Annotated in this window: 11 protein-coding genes and 3 tRNA genes; 10 read left to right on the top strand and 4 right to left on the bottom strand. The window is 56.4% G+C overall.

Translation table 11 applies throughout. The features are described 5' to 3' along the window. Positions 1–4: 4 nt before the first annotated feature. On the bottom strand, positions 5–1,252 hold the full coding sequence (locus tag ACIQT8_RS05220; protein WP_400964061.1) for a cytochrome P450: 1,248 nt from the start codon (positions 1,250–1,252) through the stop codon (positions 5–7). Positions 1,253–1,342: 90 nt separating this feature from the next. Next, on the bottom strand, positions 1,343–2,590 hold the full coding sequence (locus ACIQT8_RS05215) for a GGDEF domain-containing protein (RefSeq protein WP_138795577.1): 1,248 nt from the start codon (positions 2,588–2,590) through the stop codon (positions 1,343–1,345). Between the two features lie 455 nt (positions 2,591–3,045). Between ACIQT8_RS05215 and clpP the strand changes: the two genes are divergently transcribed. From clpP to ACIQT8_RS05185, 6 genes are all read left to right on the top strand, one after another. Next, positions 3,046–3,678 (top strand): ATP-dependent Clp endopeptidase proteolytic subunit ClpP, encoded by a 633-nt coding sequence (gene clpP, locus ACIQT8_RS05210; protein WP_138795576.1) that lies wholly within the window; start codon positions 3,046–3,048, stop codon positions 3,676–3,678. Positions 3,679–3,969: 291 nt separating this feature from the next. Then, positions 3,970–5,247, top strand: a complete 1,278-nt coding sequence (gene clpX, locus ACIQT8_RS05205) for an ATP-dependent Clp protease ATP-binding subunit ClpX (RefSeq protein WP_138795575.1) — start codon at positions 3,970–3,972, stop codon at positions 5,245–5,247. An 84-nt stretch (positions 5,248–5,331) separates the two neighbouring features. Then, positions 5,332–5,700, top strand: a complete 369-nt coding sequence (locus ACIQT8_RS05200; protein ID WP_400964058.1) for a VOC family protein — start codon at positions 5,332–5,334, stop codon at positions 5,698–5,700. 384 nt (positions 5,701–6,084) lie between these two features. Further along, positions 6,085–8,502, top strand: coding sequence for an endopeptidase La (gene lon / locus ACIQT8_RS05195; protein WP_138795573.1), 2,418 nt, complete (start codon positions 6,085–6,087; stop codon positions 8,500–8,502). Positions 8,503–8,706: 204 nt separating this feature from the next. Further along, positions 8,707–8,982, top strand: coding sequence for a DNA-binding protein HupB (gene hupB, locus ACIQT8_RS05190; protein WP_138795572.1), 276 nt, complete (start codon positions 8,707–8,709; stop codon positions 8,980–8,982). Positions 8,983–9,270: 288 nt separating this feature from the next. Beyond that, the gene (locus tag ACIQT8_RS05185) at positions 9,271–11,469 is read left to right on the top strand and encodes an esterase-like activity of phytase family protein (protein ID WP_400964056.1); all 2,199 of its coding nucleotides are present in this window, start codon (positions 9,271–9,273) and stop codon (positions 11,467–11,469) included. 277 nt (positions 11,470–11,746) lie between these two features. Here ACIQT8_RS05185 and ACIQT8_RS05180 read toward each other — a convergent pair whose 3' ends face one another. After that, a complete protein-coding gene (locus ACIQT8_RS05180; protein ID WP_178340558.1) occupies positions 11,747–11,887 on the bottom strand; it encodes a hypothetical protein in 141 nt (46 codons plus the stop codon). Positions 11,888–12,337: 450 nt separating this feature from the next. Next, positions 12,338–12,413, bottom strand: a tRNA-Val gene (locus ACIQT8_RS05175). Between the two features lie 448 nt (positions 12,414–12,861). Here ACIQT8_RS05175 and ACIQT8_RS05170 point away from each other — a divergent pair. The 4 genes from ACIQT8_RS05170 (at position 12,862) to ACIQT8_RS05155 (ending at position 14,433) form a co-directional block, all read left to right on the top strand. After that, positions 12,862–12,938 (top strand) — tRNA-Asp (locus tag ACIQT8_RS05170). A 40-nt stretch (positions 12,939–12,978) separates the two neighbouring features. After that, positions 12,979–13,055 (top strand) — tRNA-Asp (locus tag ACIQT8_RS05165). A 437-nt stretch (positions 13,056–13,492) separates the two neighbouring features. Further along, entirely contained in the window at positions 13,493–13,858 is a 366-nt protein-coding gene (locus ACIQT8_RS05160) for an NADH-quinone oxidoreductase subunit A (RefSeq protein WP_138795570.1), read from the top strand. Continuing rightward, the gene (locus ACIQT8_RS05155) at positions 13,849–14,433 is read left to right on the top strand and encodes an NADH-quinone oxidoreductase subunit B family protein (protein ID WP_138795569.1); all 585 of its coding nucleotides are present in this window, start codon (positions 13,849–13,851) and stop codon (positions 14,431–14,433) included. Before ACIQT8_RS05160 ends, ACIQT8_RS05155 begins: the two co-directional genes overlap by 10 nt.

The raw sequence follows: 14,433 nt of genomic DNA, 5'->3' as shown, positions 1-14,433 counted from the left end.
GACCTCACCAGGTCAGGTCAAGCCGCTCCAGCCCGTGGAAGGGGTAGACGTTCTTGACGCTCGGGGACGCCGCAATCTTGAGGTTCGGCAGCCGTTTGAAAAGCAGCGGCAGAACAAGATTGAGCTCCAGCCTTGCCAGCGGCGCGCCGATGCAGAAATGAATGCCCGCGCCGAAGGAGACGTTGGCGCCTTCGTTGCGCTCCGGTCTGAAGTCCAGCGGATCGCTGAATTTCAATGGATCGAGATTGGCCGCAGCGAGAATGAGGTTGATCTGGTCACCACGCTTGAACGAGATACCGTCAATCTCGGCGGGTTCGAGCGCCCAGCGCTGGAACAGGTGGACAGGCGCGCAAATGCGCAATGTCTCTTCAACGACGCGTTCGGTCGTCGTTTCGTCGCGAAACATCGTTTCCGGCGCGATGCCGCTTTCCAGGATCATCCGCACCGAATTGCCGATCTGGTGCACCGTTGCCTCATGGCCTGCATTCAGCAGTACGATTGTCGTGGAAATGAGTTCATCGTCGGTCAGATACTGGCCCTTGTGTTCCGTGTGGATCATGTGGCTCAGAAGGTCGTCCTGCGGCTTTGCCCTGCGCTCCGCGATCACGCCACGCACATAATCGGCAAATTCCCTGGATGCCTTGTCTGCCGCAAGCTCGTCCTCATGGGTGCGCTTGAACATGTACATGCCGACATAGTCATGCGACCACTTCAGCAATTGCGGCCCCATGTCCTCGGGAATGCCGATCATGTTGGCAATCATCGTCACCGGAATGATGTCAGCGAAGGTCGAAAGCAACTCCGTCTTGCCATCCTTCTCGAAGGCATCGATCAGCCTGTTGGCGAGCGCCATGATCTCCGGTGTCATCTTCTCGACATGGCGGGAAACAAATGCGCGGTTGACCAGCGTGCGCAGCCGCGTGTGTTCCGGCGGCTCGATTTCGAGAAGCGAGTGCCGTTCTGCGGCATAGAAGTGTTTCACATGTTCGGACGGTTCCGGCAGGCCAAGTTCTTCGCGGCTTGCAACATGCAGGATCTGTCGTCCGAAACGACGGTCGCGCAACAGGCTGCTGACGTGGTCGTAGCCGGTGAAGAACCATTGCTTCTGCTCTTCCCAGTAAAAGGTGGGACACTGTGCATGAAGCATGGCATAGGCCGCGTTCGGATTGCGGTAGAACGCCGGTTCGCGCGCATCGAAAGACACGCGGCGAGTAGCGGCATCGATTTTATAAAAGGGAGATGATGCTGTCATTTCCAAGATTTAGTCCGGCTTCGCAGATTTGAAAAGAGTGCCTTTTCATCTTGCGGTAGCAAGAATTTCTTTTTCTCGGGACAGGGCGTTTCAGCGGTTTGCGATTGCCGCAATCTTGTTCAGCGCCGCAACCTGCCGGTCGGCATTGTTGTCCATCGGATCTTCCTGACGATCGACAGCGGGAACGACGATATTCATGGAATCGCGGTTGACGACAGTACGGTTGCGTCCGGATTTCTTGGCGGAATAAAGCGCCCGGTCGGCTTCGGTCAGCAACTTGTTGAGGTCTGCCTCACCTATGACGGAATCGGCGATGCCGGCACTGACGGTGACCTGAATCTGCTGCCCTTCCGCGAGGATCGGTGATTTGCACAGAGCCATACGAATGTTTTCGGCCAGGATGATCGCCTGTGCCGGATCGTCGGCCGCGCAGATCAGCGCAAATTCCTCGCCTCCCATGCGCACGAAAAGACCCCGCTCATTGATGATCTTTGCTGCGAGATGACAGAAGTGCACCAGCACGGCGTCACCGGCCTGATGCCCGTGTCTGTCGTTGATCTTCTTGAAATGGTCGATGTCGAACACCGTCAGTACAACATGACTGGCTGCGGCAGGCACGCGTGACTTGATGCGGTCGAATTCTTCGGCAAGGCCGCGACGGTTCAGGACGCCGGTCAGATGGTCGGTCATCGCCAGGCGGTTGAGGCGTCGCTCGGTCTCCTCCATCATGATCTTCGCGCTGATCATGATGATGGCGGTAAAGCCAAGCGCGCTGGAGAAGGCGAGCGGCACGGTCAAGGGTATGGCGTGTGAGGACGACATGTCTTTCGGCAGCACGAAAAACGCGGTGATTGCGCTGGAGACTGCCTGAAACACCAGAATGGCGGCAAGCGCCTTGCGGTTGCCCTGGTTCGGCGCATCCTTCTTGAGAACGATGGCTGCCAGCATGAAGTAACCGATGGCGGCGCAGCCCTGATAAAGCAGAATGCGCGACACCATGTTTTCGCGCACCGGCTGCAGGAACATGCCGGCGATCCAGATCAGCGCCGGGATCGCGATCCAGCCGGCGAGTTTGCGCTGTTCGAACGTCATCAGGCCTGCCAGCCAGAAACCGAAGGCGGCCAGGGTCAACGTGTTGCCGACCTCGATAGACAGGAAACTGGCGATATCGCCACGCATGGCAATCAGGATGGTGCCGGTGCCGGTCGCGATGAAGCCTGCTGCGAAGTAGAGATTATGCGGTCGGGACGGGCGGTGCAGCCAGAGCGTACCGAGCAGGACGGCAAGGGTCAGAGTTTCGGCGGCCCATAGAAATAGGCCAGTCTTCGCATCCAGCATTGCAAAAAAATCCTACTCGCGCGATCACGCCCCAAAAGGGCAGGTTCCCGCGCTCGATCAATGTCGCGAACACTGAAAACCTATCAGAATGCCATTTCGTCCACGATGGACCGTACCACTGCAGGCGGCGAAACTCGAAGGTAGTATCACCACCAAATACCTAACGAGTTCTTGCCATTGATAAGTTACATCTGTGTATAACCAAATGATTTTATGTTTACCCGTCGGTTACCAAGAATTGCTTCCTTCGTGGAAAACGGGTCTGGACCACGTTTGCCGGTTTCAGGAGACCGCGGACCTGTTAAGGAGCAGGCCGAAACGCGCTTCTGTCGTTAAGGATATGCGGCTTCGTGTCTTGAAGTACGGGGCAGTGACACTCTATGTAGAGAAATGAAGTTTAGAAGTGATTCCGGAGCGGGTTTCCGCATCGGGTAAGAGTTTGACAAAGGACGGACATGAAAAATCCAGTTGATACCGCCATGGCTCTGGTGCCGATGGTCGTAGAGCAGACCAATCGCGGCGAACGGTCCTATGACATCTACTCACGTCTTCTCAAAGAGCGCATCATCTTCCTCACCGGCCCGGTAGAGGACCACATGGCATCGCTCGTCTGCGCGCAGCTTCTGTTCCTTGAGGCCGAAAACCCCAAGAAGGAAATCGCGCTTTACATCAATTCTCCAGGTGGAGTCGTGACCGCTGGCATGGCGATCTACGATACGATGCAGTTCATCCGTCCTGCCGTATCCACGCTGTGCGTTGGCCAGGCTGCATCCATGGGTTCGCTGCTTCTCGCCGCCGGTGAGAAGGGCATGCGTTTTGCGACGCCGAATGCGCGGATCATGGTTCACCAGCCTTCCGGCGGTTTCCAGGGTCAGGCATCCGATATCGAACGCCACGCTCGTGACATCATCAAGATGAAGCGTCGCCTCAACGAGGTCTATGTCAAGCACACCGGCCGCACGCTGGATGAGGTTGAAAAGACGCTCGATCGCGACCACTTTATGGACTCGGAAGAGGCGAAGGATTGGGGCGTGATCGACAAGATCCTCACCTCGCGTCAGGAAATCGAAGGCGCCTCCGCGAATTGAGGCGCACGGCTTTTTGAAGATTGTTAGCCCCGGTAAAAATAATTTCGGGGCTTTCAAGCGGAAAAGAAAGCGCTAATAGTACATATTAAGGCTGTGTTGAATTTTTATGACGTAGCCTTGGTTTTATGGGGAATTCGTTGCCGCCGGTTGTCAGGTCATGTATCTGATACGGTTAGTACCCCCGGGAAGCGAAGCGGACACGGTAGTGCACCCAAGGACAGCCGTGTCGGCGAGCGGTAAGTTGACCGCGATCCGTTCGACGGACCTGCGGCGTGCTGGAAGGAAAGAGATATGAGCAAAGTCAGCGGCAGCAACGGCGGCGACTCTAAAAATACACTCTATTGTTCATTCTGCGGCAAGAGCCAGCACGAAGTCCGGAAACTCATTGCCGGACCGACAGTATTCATCTGCGATGAGTGCGTCGAATTGTGCATGGACATCATCCGCGAGGAGAACAAGACGTCGATGGTGAAGTCGCGTGAGGGTGTTCCCACCCCGCAGGACATCATCAAGATCCTCGACGAATACGTTATCGGCCAGAAGCAGGCGAAGAAGATCCTCTCTGTTGCCGTTCACAACCATTACAAGCGCCTCGCACACGCCTCCAAGAACGGCGACGTGGAACTGGCGAAGTCGAACATCATGCTCGTTGGCCCGACCGGTTGCGGCAAGACCTATCTTGCGCAGACACTGGCCCGCATCATCGATGTTCCCTTCACCATGGCGGACGCAACCACGCTGACCGAAGCCGGTTATGTCGGTGAGGATGTTGAAAACATCATCCTCAAGCTGCTCCAGGCAGCCGACTATAACGTCGAGCGCGCCCAGCGCGGCATCGTCTACATCGACGAAGTGGACAAGATTTCCCGCAAGTCGGACAATCCGTCCATCACGCGCGACGTATCGGGCGAAGGTGTCCAGCAGGCACTGCTGAAGATCATGGAAGGCACGGTCGCTTCCGTTCCGCCGCAAGGTGGCCGCAAGCATCCGCAGCAGGAGTTCCTGCAGGTGGATACGACCAACATCCTGTTCATCTGCGGCGGCGCTTTTGCCGGTCTCGACAAGATCATTTCTGCCCGTGGCGAAAAGACCTCCATCGGTTTCGGTGCGACGGTCAAGGCGGAAGACGATCGCCGCGTCGGCGAAGTGCTGCGCGAACTGGAGCCGGAAGATCTGGTGAAGTTCGGTCTCATCCCGGAATTCATCGGCCGTCTGCCTGTTCTGGCAACGCTGGAAGACCTGGATGAAGACGCACTGATCCAGATCCTGTCCGAGCCGAAGAACGCGCTCGTCAAGCAGTATCAGCGCCTGTTCGAGATGGAAGACGTCGAGCTGACCTTCCACGAAGACGCCCTGCGCGAAATCGCCCGCAAGGCGATCACCCGCAAGACCGGCGCCCGTGGCCTGCGTTCGATCATGGAAAAGATCCTTCTCGACACCATGTTCGAACTGCCGACCCTGGAAGGTGTTCGCGAAGTGGTCATTTCCGACGAAGTTGTCAGCGGTCTCGCTCGTCCGCTCTACATCTACGCCGATCGCAAGGACGAGAAGGCCAACGTTTCGGCCTGATCTGCGAACTGAAAATCATCAAAGCCCCTCGCGGTTTCAGCCGCGGGGGGCTTTTTTGTGCCGCGCGATCTCTCAGGTGTCGTCATGAGTTTTATCACTGCAATTCTGGTTCATGTCGCCGATGTGGAGGAGGGGCTTACCTGGTACGCAAGGGCGTTTCCCGAAGCTTTACCCTCGGTCAGTCATCCCTCCGGTTTTGAGTTTCTTCAGGTGGGCGACGTCCAGCTCGAGATCGTGCCTGCCGATGAGAAAGTCGCAAGCGGTGCAGCCGGCTCTGTCGTCTACTGGTGGACGGATGATTTCGAGGGCGCGATGGCCCACTGGCGCGATATTGGCGGCGTTCTCTATCGTGGCCCGATGAGAATCGATGGCGATCTCTGGATGTGCCAGTTTCGTGATCCCTGGGGCAATTGCGTCGGTCTTCGTGGTCCGATGGTGAAAACTTTGAGTTGAACGCAGTTGTGTGTCGGGGACGCAGAGTGTTCGTGGTAATAATGGCGTGGAGGGAAAGCGTCAGCCGCCATTTTGCGTTTTGAGCGGATTGCGCTTTACTGATAATGTCTTACAACTGATTTGCAGCGCGACATGACGGGAATGTGAATATCCGTCGGCGGGCCGGTTCTTTGCTACGGGAAGGATAACCGGAATGTTGAGAGTTAAGGCCTGCGCTGGGTTTTGTAGAATTTCACGGCTTTGTCGCCACGCGAAGCCGTCTGTTCCGGCGACTTGAAATCGGTGTTCGCAAACTCCACTTTCAGTCTCGAGAAATGAATATGTCGGGTGCTCCCAAGACATCCGGCAACATGTCCCGAAGAGGGACCATGGAAAGGAAATGATATGACGAACATCACGTCTGCGGCATCCGGCGGTACCTATCCCGTACTTCCCCTGCGCGACATCGTTGTTTTCCCGCATATGATCGTTCCCCTGTTCGTCGGGCGGGAAAAGTCTATTCGTGCTCTGGAAGAGGTCATGGGTTCCGACAAGCAGATCATGCTTGTCACCCAGATCAACGCCAGCGATGACGATCCGGAGCCGGAGGCCATTCATAAGGTCGGTACGGTTGCCAACGTTCTGCAGCTTCTGAAGCTTCCCGATGGCACGGTCAAGGTGCTGGTCGAGGGCAAGGGCCGCGCGCAGATCGATTCCTACACCGGTCGCGAAGATTTCTATGAAGCCACGGCAACGCAGCTCGTCGAGTCTGCGGAAGACCCGGTCGAGATCGAGGCGCTGTCGCGTTCCGTCGTTTCGGAATTCGAAAGCTACGTAAAGCTCAACAAGAAGATTTCGCCGGAAGTGGTTGGCGCCGCTGGCCAGATTGACGATTACTCGAAGCTTGCCGATACGGTTGCATCGCACCTGTCGATCAAGATCACCGAAAAGCAGGAAATGCTGGAAACCGTCAGCGTGAAGCAGCGGCTTGAGAAAGCGCTCGGCTTCATGGAAGGCGAAATTTCCGTATTGCAGGTGGAGAAGCGCATCCGCTCGCGCGTCAAGCGCCAGATGGAAAAGACCCAGCGCGAATATTACCTGAACGAGCAGATGAAGGCGATCCAGAAGGAACTCGGCGACGGCGAAGACGGCCGTGACGAGATGGCCGAGCTGGAAGAGCGCATCGCCAAGACGAAGCTTTCCAAGGAGGCCAAGGAAAAGGCCGAGGCGGAAATGAAGAAGCTTCGCCAGATGAGCCCGATGTCGGCCGAAGCCACCGTCGTGCGCAATTATCTGGATTGGCTGCTTGGCCTGCCCTGGGGCAAGAAGTCGAAGATCAAGGCTGACCTCAACAACGCTGAAAAGATCCTCGATCAGGATCACTTCGGTCTGGACAAGGTGAAAGAGCGCATCGTCGAGTATCTGGCCGTTCAGGCCCGTGCGACGAAGATCCGCGGCCCGATCCTGTGCCTCGTCGGTCCGCCTGGCGTTGGTAAGACCTCGCTTGCCAAGTCGATCGCCAAGGCGACCGGTCGTGAATATGTTCGTATGGCGCTGGGTGGCGTTCGTGACGAAGCGGAAATCCGCGGTCACCGCCGTACCTACATCGGCTCCATGCCGGGCAAGATCGTCCAGTCGATGAAGAAGGCCAAGAAGTCGAACCCGCTCTTCCTGCTCGACGAAATCGACAAGATGGGCATGGACTTCCGTGGCGATCCGTCGTCGGCTCTGCTCGAGGTGCTTGATCCGGAACAGAACTCCACCTTCATGGATCACTACCTGGAAGTGGAATACGATCTGTCCGACGTCATGTTCGTGACGACGGCCAATACGCTGAACATTCCTGGCCCGTTGATGGACCGTATGGAAGTCATCCGTATTGCCGGTTACACGGAAGACGAAAAGCGCGAAATCGCCAAGCGTCACCTGCTGCCGAAGGCGATCAAGGAGCATGCGTTGCGTCCGGAGGAATTCTCCGTCACCGATGATGCGCTGATGATCGTGATCCAGCAGTATACCCGCGAAGCCGGTGTGCGCAGCTTCGAGCGCGAGCTGATGAAGCTTGCACGCAAGGCCGTGACCGAGATCATCAAGGGCAAGGTCAAGTCCGTTGAAGTCACCGCTGCCAACGTTCCGGATTACCTGGGCGTTCCGCGGTACCGCCACGGTGAAGCCGAGCGTGAGGATCAGGTCGGTGTTGTCACCGGTCTCGCATGGACGGAAGTTGGCGGTGAGCTGCTTACCATCGAAGGCGTGATGATGCCGGGCAAGGGTCGCATGACCGTGACCGGTAACCTCAAGGAAGTGATGAAGGAATCCATCTCGGCAGCGGCGTCTTACGTCCGTTCGCGTGCTGTGGACTTCGGCATCGAGCCACCGCGCTTCGACAAGAGCGACATTCACGTGCACGTACCGGAAGGTGCGACCCCGAAGGACGGACCGTCCGCCGGTGTTGCCATGGCAACCGCCATCGTTTCCATCATGACCGGCATTCCGGTTTCCAAGGATGTGGCGATGACGGGTGAAATCACCCTGCGTGGTCGTGTTCTGCCGATCGGCGGCCTGAAGGAAAAGCTGCTTGCAGCACTTCGCGGCGGCATCAAGAAGGTGCTGATCCCGGAAGAGAACGCCAAGGATCTGGCGGAAATTCCGGACAACGTGAAAAACGAAATGGAAATCATTCCGGTTTCACGTATGGGCGAAGTCATCAAACACGCGCTGATCCGCCAGCCGGAACCCATTGAATGGGACGGCAGCATCGAGACTCCGGTCATCGCGACGGTTGAAGGCGTCGACGATAACAACACCGGTATCGCGCATTGATGCACCGCACTCGGAATGAGTGATGCGAATTTGGCACGATTTATGGGGAAGGCCGGCAGAAATGCCGGCCTTTTTTGTGAAAATAACTCCAGACCTCTTGTTTTTCAGGCGATTCCAGCGCTTTTGGGTTGCTACGCGCGGATGCAAAAGTATTCTGCGCCGGCTTAATTTGAGTCGTTTCATACCGATGAAAGGGGTGGAAACATGAACAAGAACGAGCTCGTCTCTGCTGTTGCCGAAAAGGCTGGTCTCACGAAGGCAGATGCTGCTTCCGCTGTTGATGCAGTATTCGAAACTGTACAGAACGAACTGAAGAACGGCGGCGACATTCGCCTCGCTGGCTTTGGCAGCTTCTCTGTCAGCCGCCGCGAAGCTTCCAAGGGCCGTAACCCGTCCACGGGTGCTGAAGTCGACATCCCGGCTCGCAACGTTCCAAAATTCTCCGCAGGCAAGGGCCTGAAGGACGCTGTCAACTCGTAAGGTTTCCGGAAGATCGTTTCGCCGTGCGGCGTGCGTGCGATCTTCAGGTTCACGAGGAAACATGTTTTGACGCCTTGAAGCCTAACCGCGGAATGTGCGCACAAACGAAAAGAAGCCCGGCCTTTTGGCCGGGCTTTTTGATTCTGTCGGAAGACGTCGCACAACAGGGCTGGATAAGTGCAACTGAAGATCGATTCAGCAGCACGCGGCAAGCCGGTGTCATGCCCCTGTCATGTCTTTGACGCAGAAGCCTTGGGAACGGTTTCTGGACGCAAAGGGGGATTTACTATGGCGCTCCGATTTTCTCACATGGCCTTGACCGCAGCATTGCTGACGTCAGCCGCTTTTCCGGCGGCTGCGGACCAGGTCTTCAACCGCATCGCGTCTTTTCCGGTCGCGAACAACCTCCCGGCTGACAAGGACGCCAAGACCGCGACCTCGTCCGAAATCATCACCGCAAGCGAAGACGGCAACACGCTGATCTATTCGGACAGCCCGCTGGGTGGCATCGGTTTTGTTGACATCACCGACGCAAAGGCGCCGAAGGCTGGCGGTGCATTGTTGCTGGACGGCGAACCCACCTCGGTTGCCGTTGCAGGTTCCAAGGTTCTGGCCGGTGTCAACACCTCCGAGAACCGCGCAAATCCGTCCGGCAAGCTGGTGACCGTGGATATTGCCACCAAAAAGGTTGAAGCAAGCTGCGATCTCGGCGGCCAGCCGGATTCGGTTGCCATTTCGCCTGACAAGACCTTTGCCGCCATCGCTATCGAAAACGAGCGTGATGAAGAGGTCAACGAAGGCGCCTTGCCGCAGATGCCGGCTGGCTTCCTCGTTACCGTTGGCCTCAAGAACGGTGCGGCCGACTGCGCGACGCTCAAGAAGATCGACCTGACCGGTCTTGCAGAGATTTCTCCGGAAGATCCGGAGCCGGAATTCGTTTCCATCAATGCCAATGGCGAAATCGCCGTCACACTGCAGGAAAACAACCACATCGCCATCATCGACGGCAAGTCCGGCAAGGTGACCAGCCATTTCTCGGCCGGTTCGGTCGATCTGGAAGGCATCGACACGAAATCCGATGGCCAGTTGAAGTTCACCGACAAGCAGGAAGCCCGAAAGCGCGAGCCCGATGCTGTAAAGTGGCTCGACAATGACCGTATCGTCATCGCCAATGAGGGTGACTGGCAGGGCGGTTCGCGCGGTTTCACCATTTTCGACAAGACCGGCAAGCTGGTTTACGAGGCGGGCGCTTCACTCGAGCACGCCATTGCCGCCATCGGCCACTACCCGGAGAAGCGCTCCAAGGCCAAGGGCATCGAGCCGGAAGGTCTGGAAGCCGCGACCTTCGGCGGTGAGAAATATATCTTCGTTCTCAGCGAGCGCGCTTCTGTTGTTGGCGTCTATAAGGACACCGGCGCTGAACCGCAGCTCGTCCAGCTACTGCCATCCGGTATTTCCCCGGAAGGTGCTGTTGCCATTCCCTCGCGCAACCTGCTGGTCACCGCCAACGAAGCCGACCTCGGCAAAGATGGTGGCGCGCGTTCGCACGTCATGCTCTATGAGCGCAGCGAAGGCGAGGCAGCTTACCCGCAGCTCGTTTCCGCTGAAGTCGATGGACTGCCGATCGGCTGGGGTGCATTGTCGGGTCTGACCGCCGACACCGAAAAGCCTGGCATTCTCTATGCCGTCTCCGACTCGGTATACGGCAACCAGCCGTCGATCTTCACCATCGACGCCACCAAGAAGCCTGCCGTCATCACCAGCGTCCTGCGCGTCAAGCGTGACGGCATGGCTGCCCAGAAGCTCGATATCGAAGGCATCGCACGCGATGGCAAGGGTGGTTTCTGGCTGGCATCTGAAGGCGATAGCAGCAAGCTCGTCCCGCACGCGCTCTACAACGTCAACGCCAAGGGCGAGATCAAGGCCGAGATCGCTCTGCCGAAGGAACTTCTCAACGGCGAAACACGCTTCGGCTTCGAAGGGGTGACCGTTATCGGCGAAGGTGACGACGCGACCCTCTGGATGGCCGTGCAGCGCGAATGGGGTACGGACGAGAAAGGAACGGTCAAGCTCGTCTCCTACAAGCCAAAGTCCAAGGAATGGGGCGCAGTGCGTTATCCGCTCGAAAAGGCGGCTGAAGGCTGGGTCGGCTTGTCTGAAATCGCGGCTTTTGGTGATCACGTCTATATCGTCGAGCGCGACAACCAGATCGGTGACAAGGCAAAGCTCAAGAAGCTCTACCGCGTCGCTCTGTCCGAGCTGAAGCCGGCCAAGATCGGTGGCGAACTGCCGCTGGTCAAGAAAGAGGAAGCTCATGACTTCCTGCCGGACCTGAAGGCGCAGACCAACGGTTACGTCGTCGACAAGCTGGAAGGCTTCACTTTCGACAAGGATGGCACCGCTTACGTTGTGACCGACAATGACGGCGTGGATGATTCTTCCGGCGAAACCCTTTTCTTCACGGTCAACCTGAAGGCAATCAACTGATCGCATCGATCATATGGAAAAGAAAAAGCCGGTCTTTCGACCGGCTTTTTTGCTTTCGGCCGCAGTTGCGGCTGGAAATGCAGGCTTTCTCGGCGCGCGCGTTGATTGGGGGGGTACACAGAGCGCGTTTGCCACCGGTCTCATCAGACGACAGGAATCGGGCGCGGGGGGCTGCCGGATGCCATCGGTGAGGATATCAGCGTGAGAAAGCCGCAACGCCATTCAAACGTAATGTCGCGTTCAAATGCCGATTGCTGTTTTGACGGTGAGGGGAGGATTAGCGACCGGGGGAGCTTTTCTTGCCCGGAGTATCTTGCTTTTCTGAGTCCTGCTGGACCCAGCGGAAAAAAATATAAATAGGCAGCGCAATGAGCGCGAGTGTTACAAACGCGTCGATCGACATGGTTTCATCCATCATTAAAACCGCTCATCATGAGCCGGCAAGCTGACCTTGCGATAAAACTATTGAGAAATACTGAATCACCGACGCCGCGTTACTTCGCGTCAGAGGACGCTGTTTTGAACAGGGAAGGTCAGGCGCAGCAGATAGTGGGCTGGACGATGCCTTTTGAAACATTGAGTCCGGAATCAACACACCGGCGTCTATTTGCGTGTACCGATTTGGTTGCGACGTCGTCGACGAGTGCTCAAAACTTTTTTTGAGCAGGCAAATCGATTCATCCGCCAAACGAATCTCTTTTTCTAATGGAAAGGCGAATGCGAACTGGGGGAGGGATAATCTTCGAAGCAGAGAGAACGTCTCAAATGCGATGAGAAAAGGCTCTGCCAACATGAGGAGGCGATAAAACGCCAAAAGCGAGCCAAAGCCCGCTTTACATTCAAGTCTCTACATTGTCCTGGGAAGTGATGGTGGGCGATGAGAGACTCGAACTCCCGACATCCTCGGTGTAAACGAGGCGCTCTACCAACTGAGCTAATCGCCCTTCGCGTCTTGCGGATCGTGTCCGCCGCGTCGGTGGCCGTGATGTATGCGGATCAGAAAAAAACCGCAAGTGCTTTTGTGAAGTTTTTTTGTTTTTTTTCGAGTTTGTTTTGTCGAGCCTCGATGGTGACGGGCAGAAAGCCCGGAAAACCGGGGTTTTGCCCAAATCGGCATCGTCGAGCCCTGTAATGCTGCACTGCAAAATCAGCCGGAAACCGCCTAGTGTCTGTGGATAAAGTTTTTCTTTTTTCGAATAACTATAATATAAAACAATAGCTTAGTTCGTTTTTTGGGTGGTTCGAACCGGTTTTTCCCATCGGAAAATGCACAAGCTTATTCTTTTGTCGTGAAACTCGCTTGACACCCCAGCACGAACGCCGTAGTTAGCCGCTCAACGAACAGCCGAGGCTGGTTCGTACGGCGAAACGAAAGCTTCGCTGTCAGGAGATGCGGGTGTAGCTCAGTCGGTTAGAGTGCCGGCCTGTCACGCCGGAGGTCGCGGGTTCGAGCCCCGTCACTCGCGCCATCCTGATCCTCGGAAACGCAGATGAAAATCTGCAACATGCGCGGGTGTAGCTCAGTCGGTTAGAGTGCCGGCCTGTCACGCCGGAGGTCGCGGGTTCGAGCCCCGTCACTCGCGCCATTTTTCTGTCCTCCCTTACATTATATATATGTGAGCCGCTGATAGCGGTTTTGCGTCTGGTTTCTGCTCTCTGATTCCAGCTCTTTTGATGGCCTTCGCGGCGTCATTTTTCCTGCATTTTTTAGTCAAGTTTCGCATCTTGAAAATCGTCACTTTCGTGGTTTTTCTGCGTAAAATTTGTGTGACTTTTTTGCGGCCGCACCATTCAATCGATTATTATTTTATTTGAGGGACTTAGCCGCGATAACCGGCCCAATTTTGCGTCAATTCCGGCAATATTGTTGCCAATCAATGCGGCAGGCGGCTTGAAATGGTGCCGAAACTCTTGCAGAGAGAGCGCGGCTGCGCTAACGACTTTGGCGTTGCAACATATTTTTCGCCTTGAGACGTTTCGTCGCAAGGTAAGGTCCGGCACCCGGCCGGGCAGGGAAGAGACCATGACTGAACTCCTCAGTTCCTATATTCCGATTGCAATCTTCATCGGTATCGCTCTTGTTATCGGTCTGGCGCTTCTGATTGCGCCTTTCGCGGTTGCATATAAAAATCCGGACCCGGAAAAGCTGTCTGCCTTCGAGTGCGGCTTCAACGCGTTCGATGACGCCCGCATGAAGTTTGATATCCGCTTTTATCTGGTGTCGATTCTCTTCATCATCTTCGACCTTGAAGTCGCCTTCCTTTTCCCGTGGGCGGTTTCGTTCGGAGAGATGGGCTGGTTCGGCTTCTGGTCGATGATGGTGTTCCTCCTGGTTCTCACCATCGGCTTCATCTATGAATGGAAGAAGGGAGCGCTGGAATGGGCATGAGCCAGAACGATACCACGCTCGTCGCACCCAAGCCGCGTGGGATCATCGATCCCAACACCGGCAAGCCTGTTGGCAGTGATGACGCCTATTTTACCGATATCAACGATGAGCTGGCCGACAAGGGCTTTCTCGTTACCTCGACCGACGAACTGATCACCTGGGCTCGTACGGGCTCGCTGATGTGGATGCAGTTCGGTCTGGCCTGCTGCGCCGTTGAAGGTCTGATGCAGGCTTCCGGCCCGCGTTACGACATGGAGCGCTTCGGTGTGGCGCCGCGCGCCTCACCGCGCCAGTCGGACGTCATGATCGTCGCCGGCACTCTGACCAACAAGATGGCGCCTGCGCTCCGCAAGGTCTATGACCAGATGCCTGAGCCGCGTTACGTCATCTCGATGGGTTCCTGCGCCAATGGCGGCGGTTATTACCATTATTCTTACGCCGTAGTGCGTGGCTGCGATCGTGTCGTGCCCGTCGACATTTATGTTCCGGGCTGTCCCCCCACGGCGGAAGCGCTGCTTTACGGCGTACTTCTGCTGCAAAAGAAAATCCGGCGTACCGGAACGATCGAGCGTTAA

It is taken from the genome of Agrobacterium sp. NPDC090273 (assembly GCF_044772305.1).
Classification (GTDB): Bacteria; Pseudomonadota; Alphaproteobacteria; order Rhizobiales; family Rhizobiaceae; genus Agrobacterium.
Note: the sequence above shows the minus strand (reverse complement) of the source record. Positions and strands in the feature narration are given on the sequence as shown.

Bases quoted from the DNA above. Each gene is read 5' to 3' on its own strand.
- ACIQT8_RS05185 (WP_400964056.1), top strand. From the start codon at position 9,271: ATGGCGCTCCGATTTTCTCACATGGCCTTGACCGCAGCATTGCTGACG.
- clpX (WP_138795575.1), top strand. From the start codon at position 3,970: ATGAGCAAAGTCAGCGGCAGCAACGGCGGCGACTCTAAAAATACACTC.
- ACIQT8_RS05180 (WP_178340558.1), bottom strand. From the start codon at position 11,887: ATGATGGATGAAACCATGTCGATCGACGCGTTTGTAACACTCGCGCTC.
- ACIQT8_RS05160 (WP_138795570.1), top strand. From the start codon at position 13,493: ATGACTGAACTCCTCAGTTCCTATATTCCGATTGCAATCTTCATCGGT.
- ACIQT8_RS05200 (WP_400964058.1), top strand. From the start codon at position 5,332: ATGAGTTTTATCACTGCAATTCTGGTTCATGTCGCCGATGTGGAGGAG.
- ACIQT8_RS05215 (WP_138795577.1), bottom strand. From the start codon at position 2,590: ATGCTGGATGCGAAGACTGGCCTATTTCTATGGGCCGCCGAAACTCTG.
- clpP (WP_138795576.1), top strand. From the start codon at position 3,046: ATGAAAAATCCAGTTGATACCGCCATGGCTCTGGTGCCGATGGTCGTA.
- lon (WP_138795573.1), top strand. From the start codon at position 6,085: ATGACGAACATCACGTCTGCGGCATCCGGCGGTACCTATCCCGTACTT.
- ACIQT8_RS05220 (WP_400964061.1), bottom strand. From the start codon at position 1,252: ATGACAGCATCATCTCCCTTTTATAAAATCGATGCCGCTACTCGCCGC.
- ACIQT8_RS05155 (WP_138795569.1), top strand. From the start codon at position 13,849: ATGGGCATGAGCCAGAACGATACCACGCTCGTCGCACCCAAGCCGCGT.
- hupB (WP_138795572.1), top strand. From the start codon at position 8,707: ATGAACAAGAACGAGCTCGTCTCTGCTGTTGCCGAAAAGGCTGGTCTC.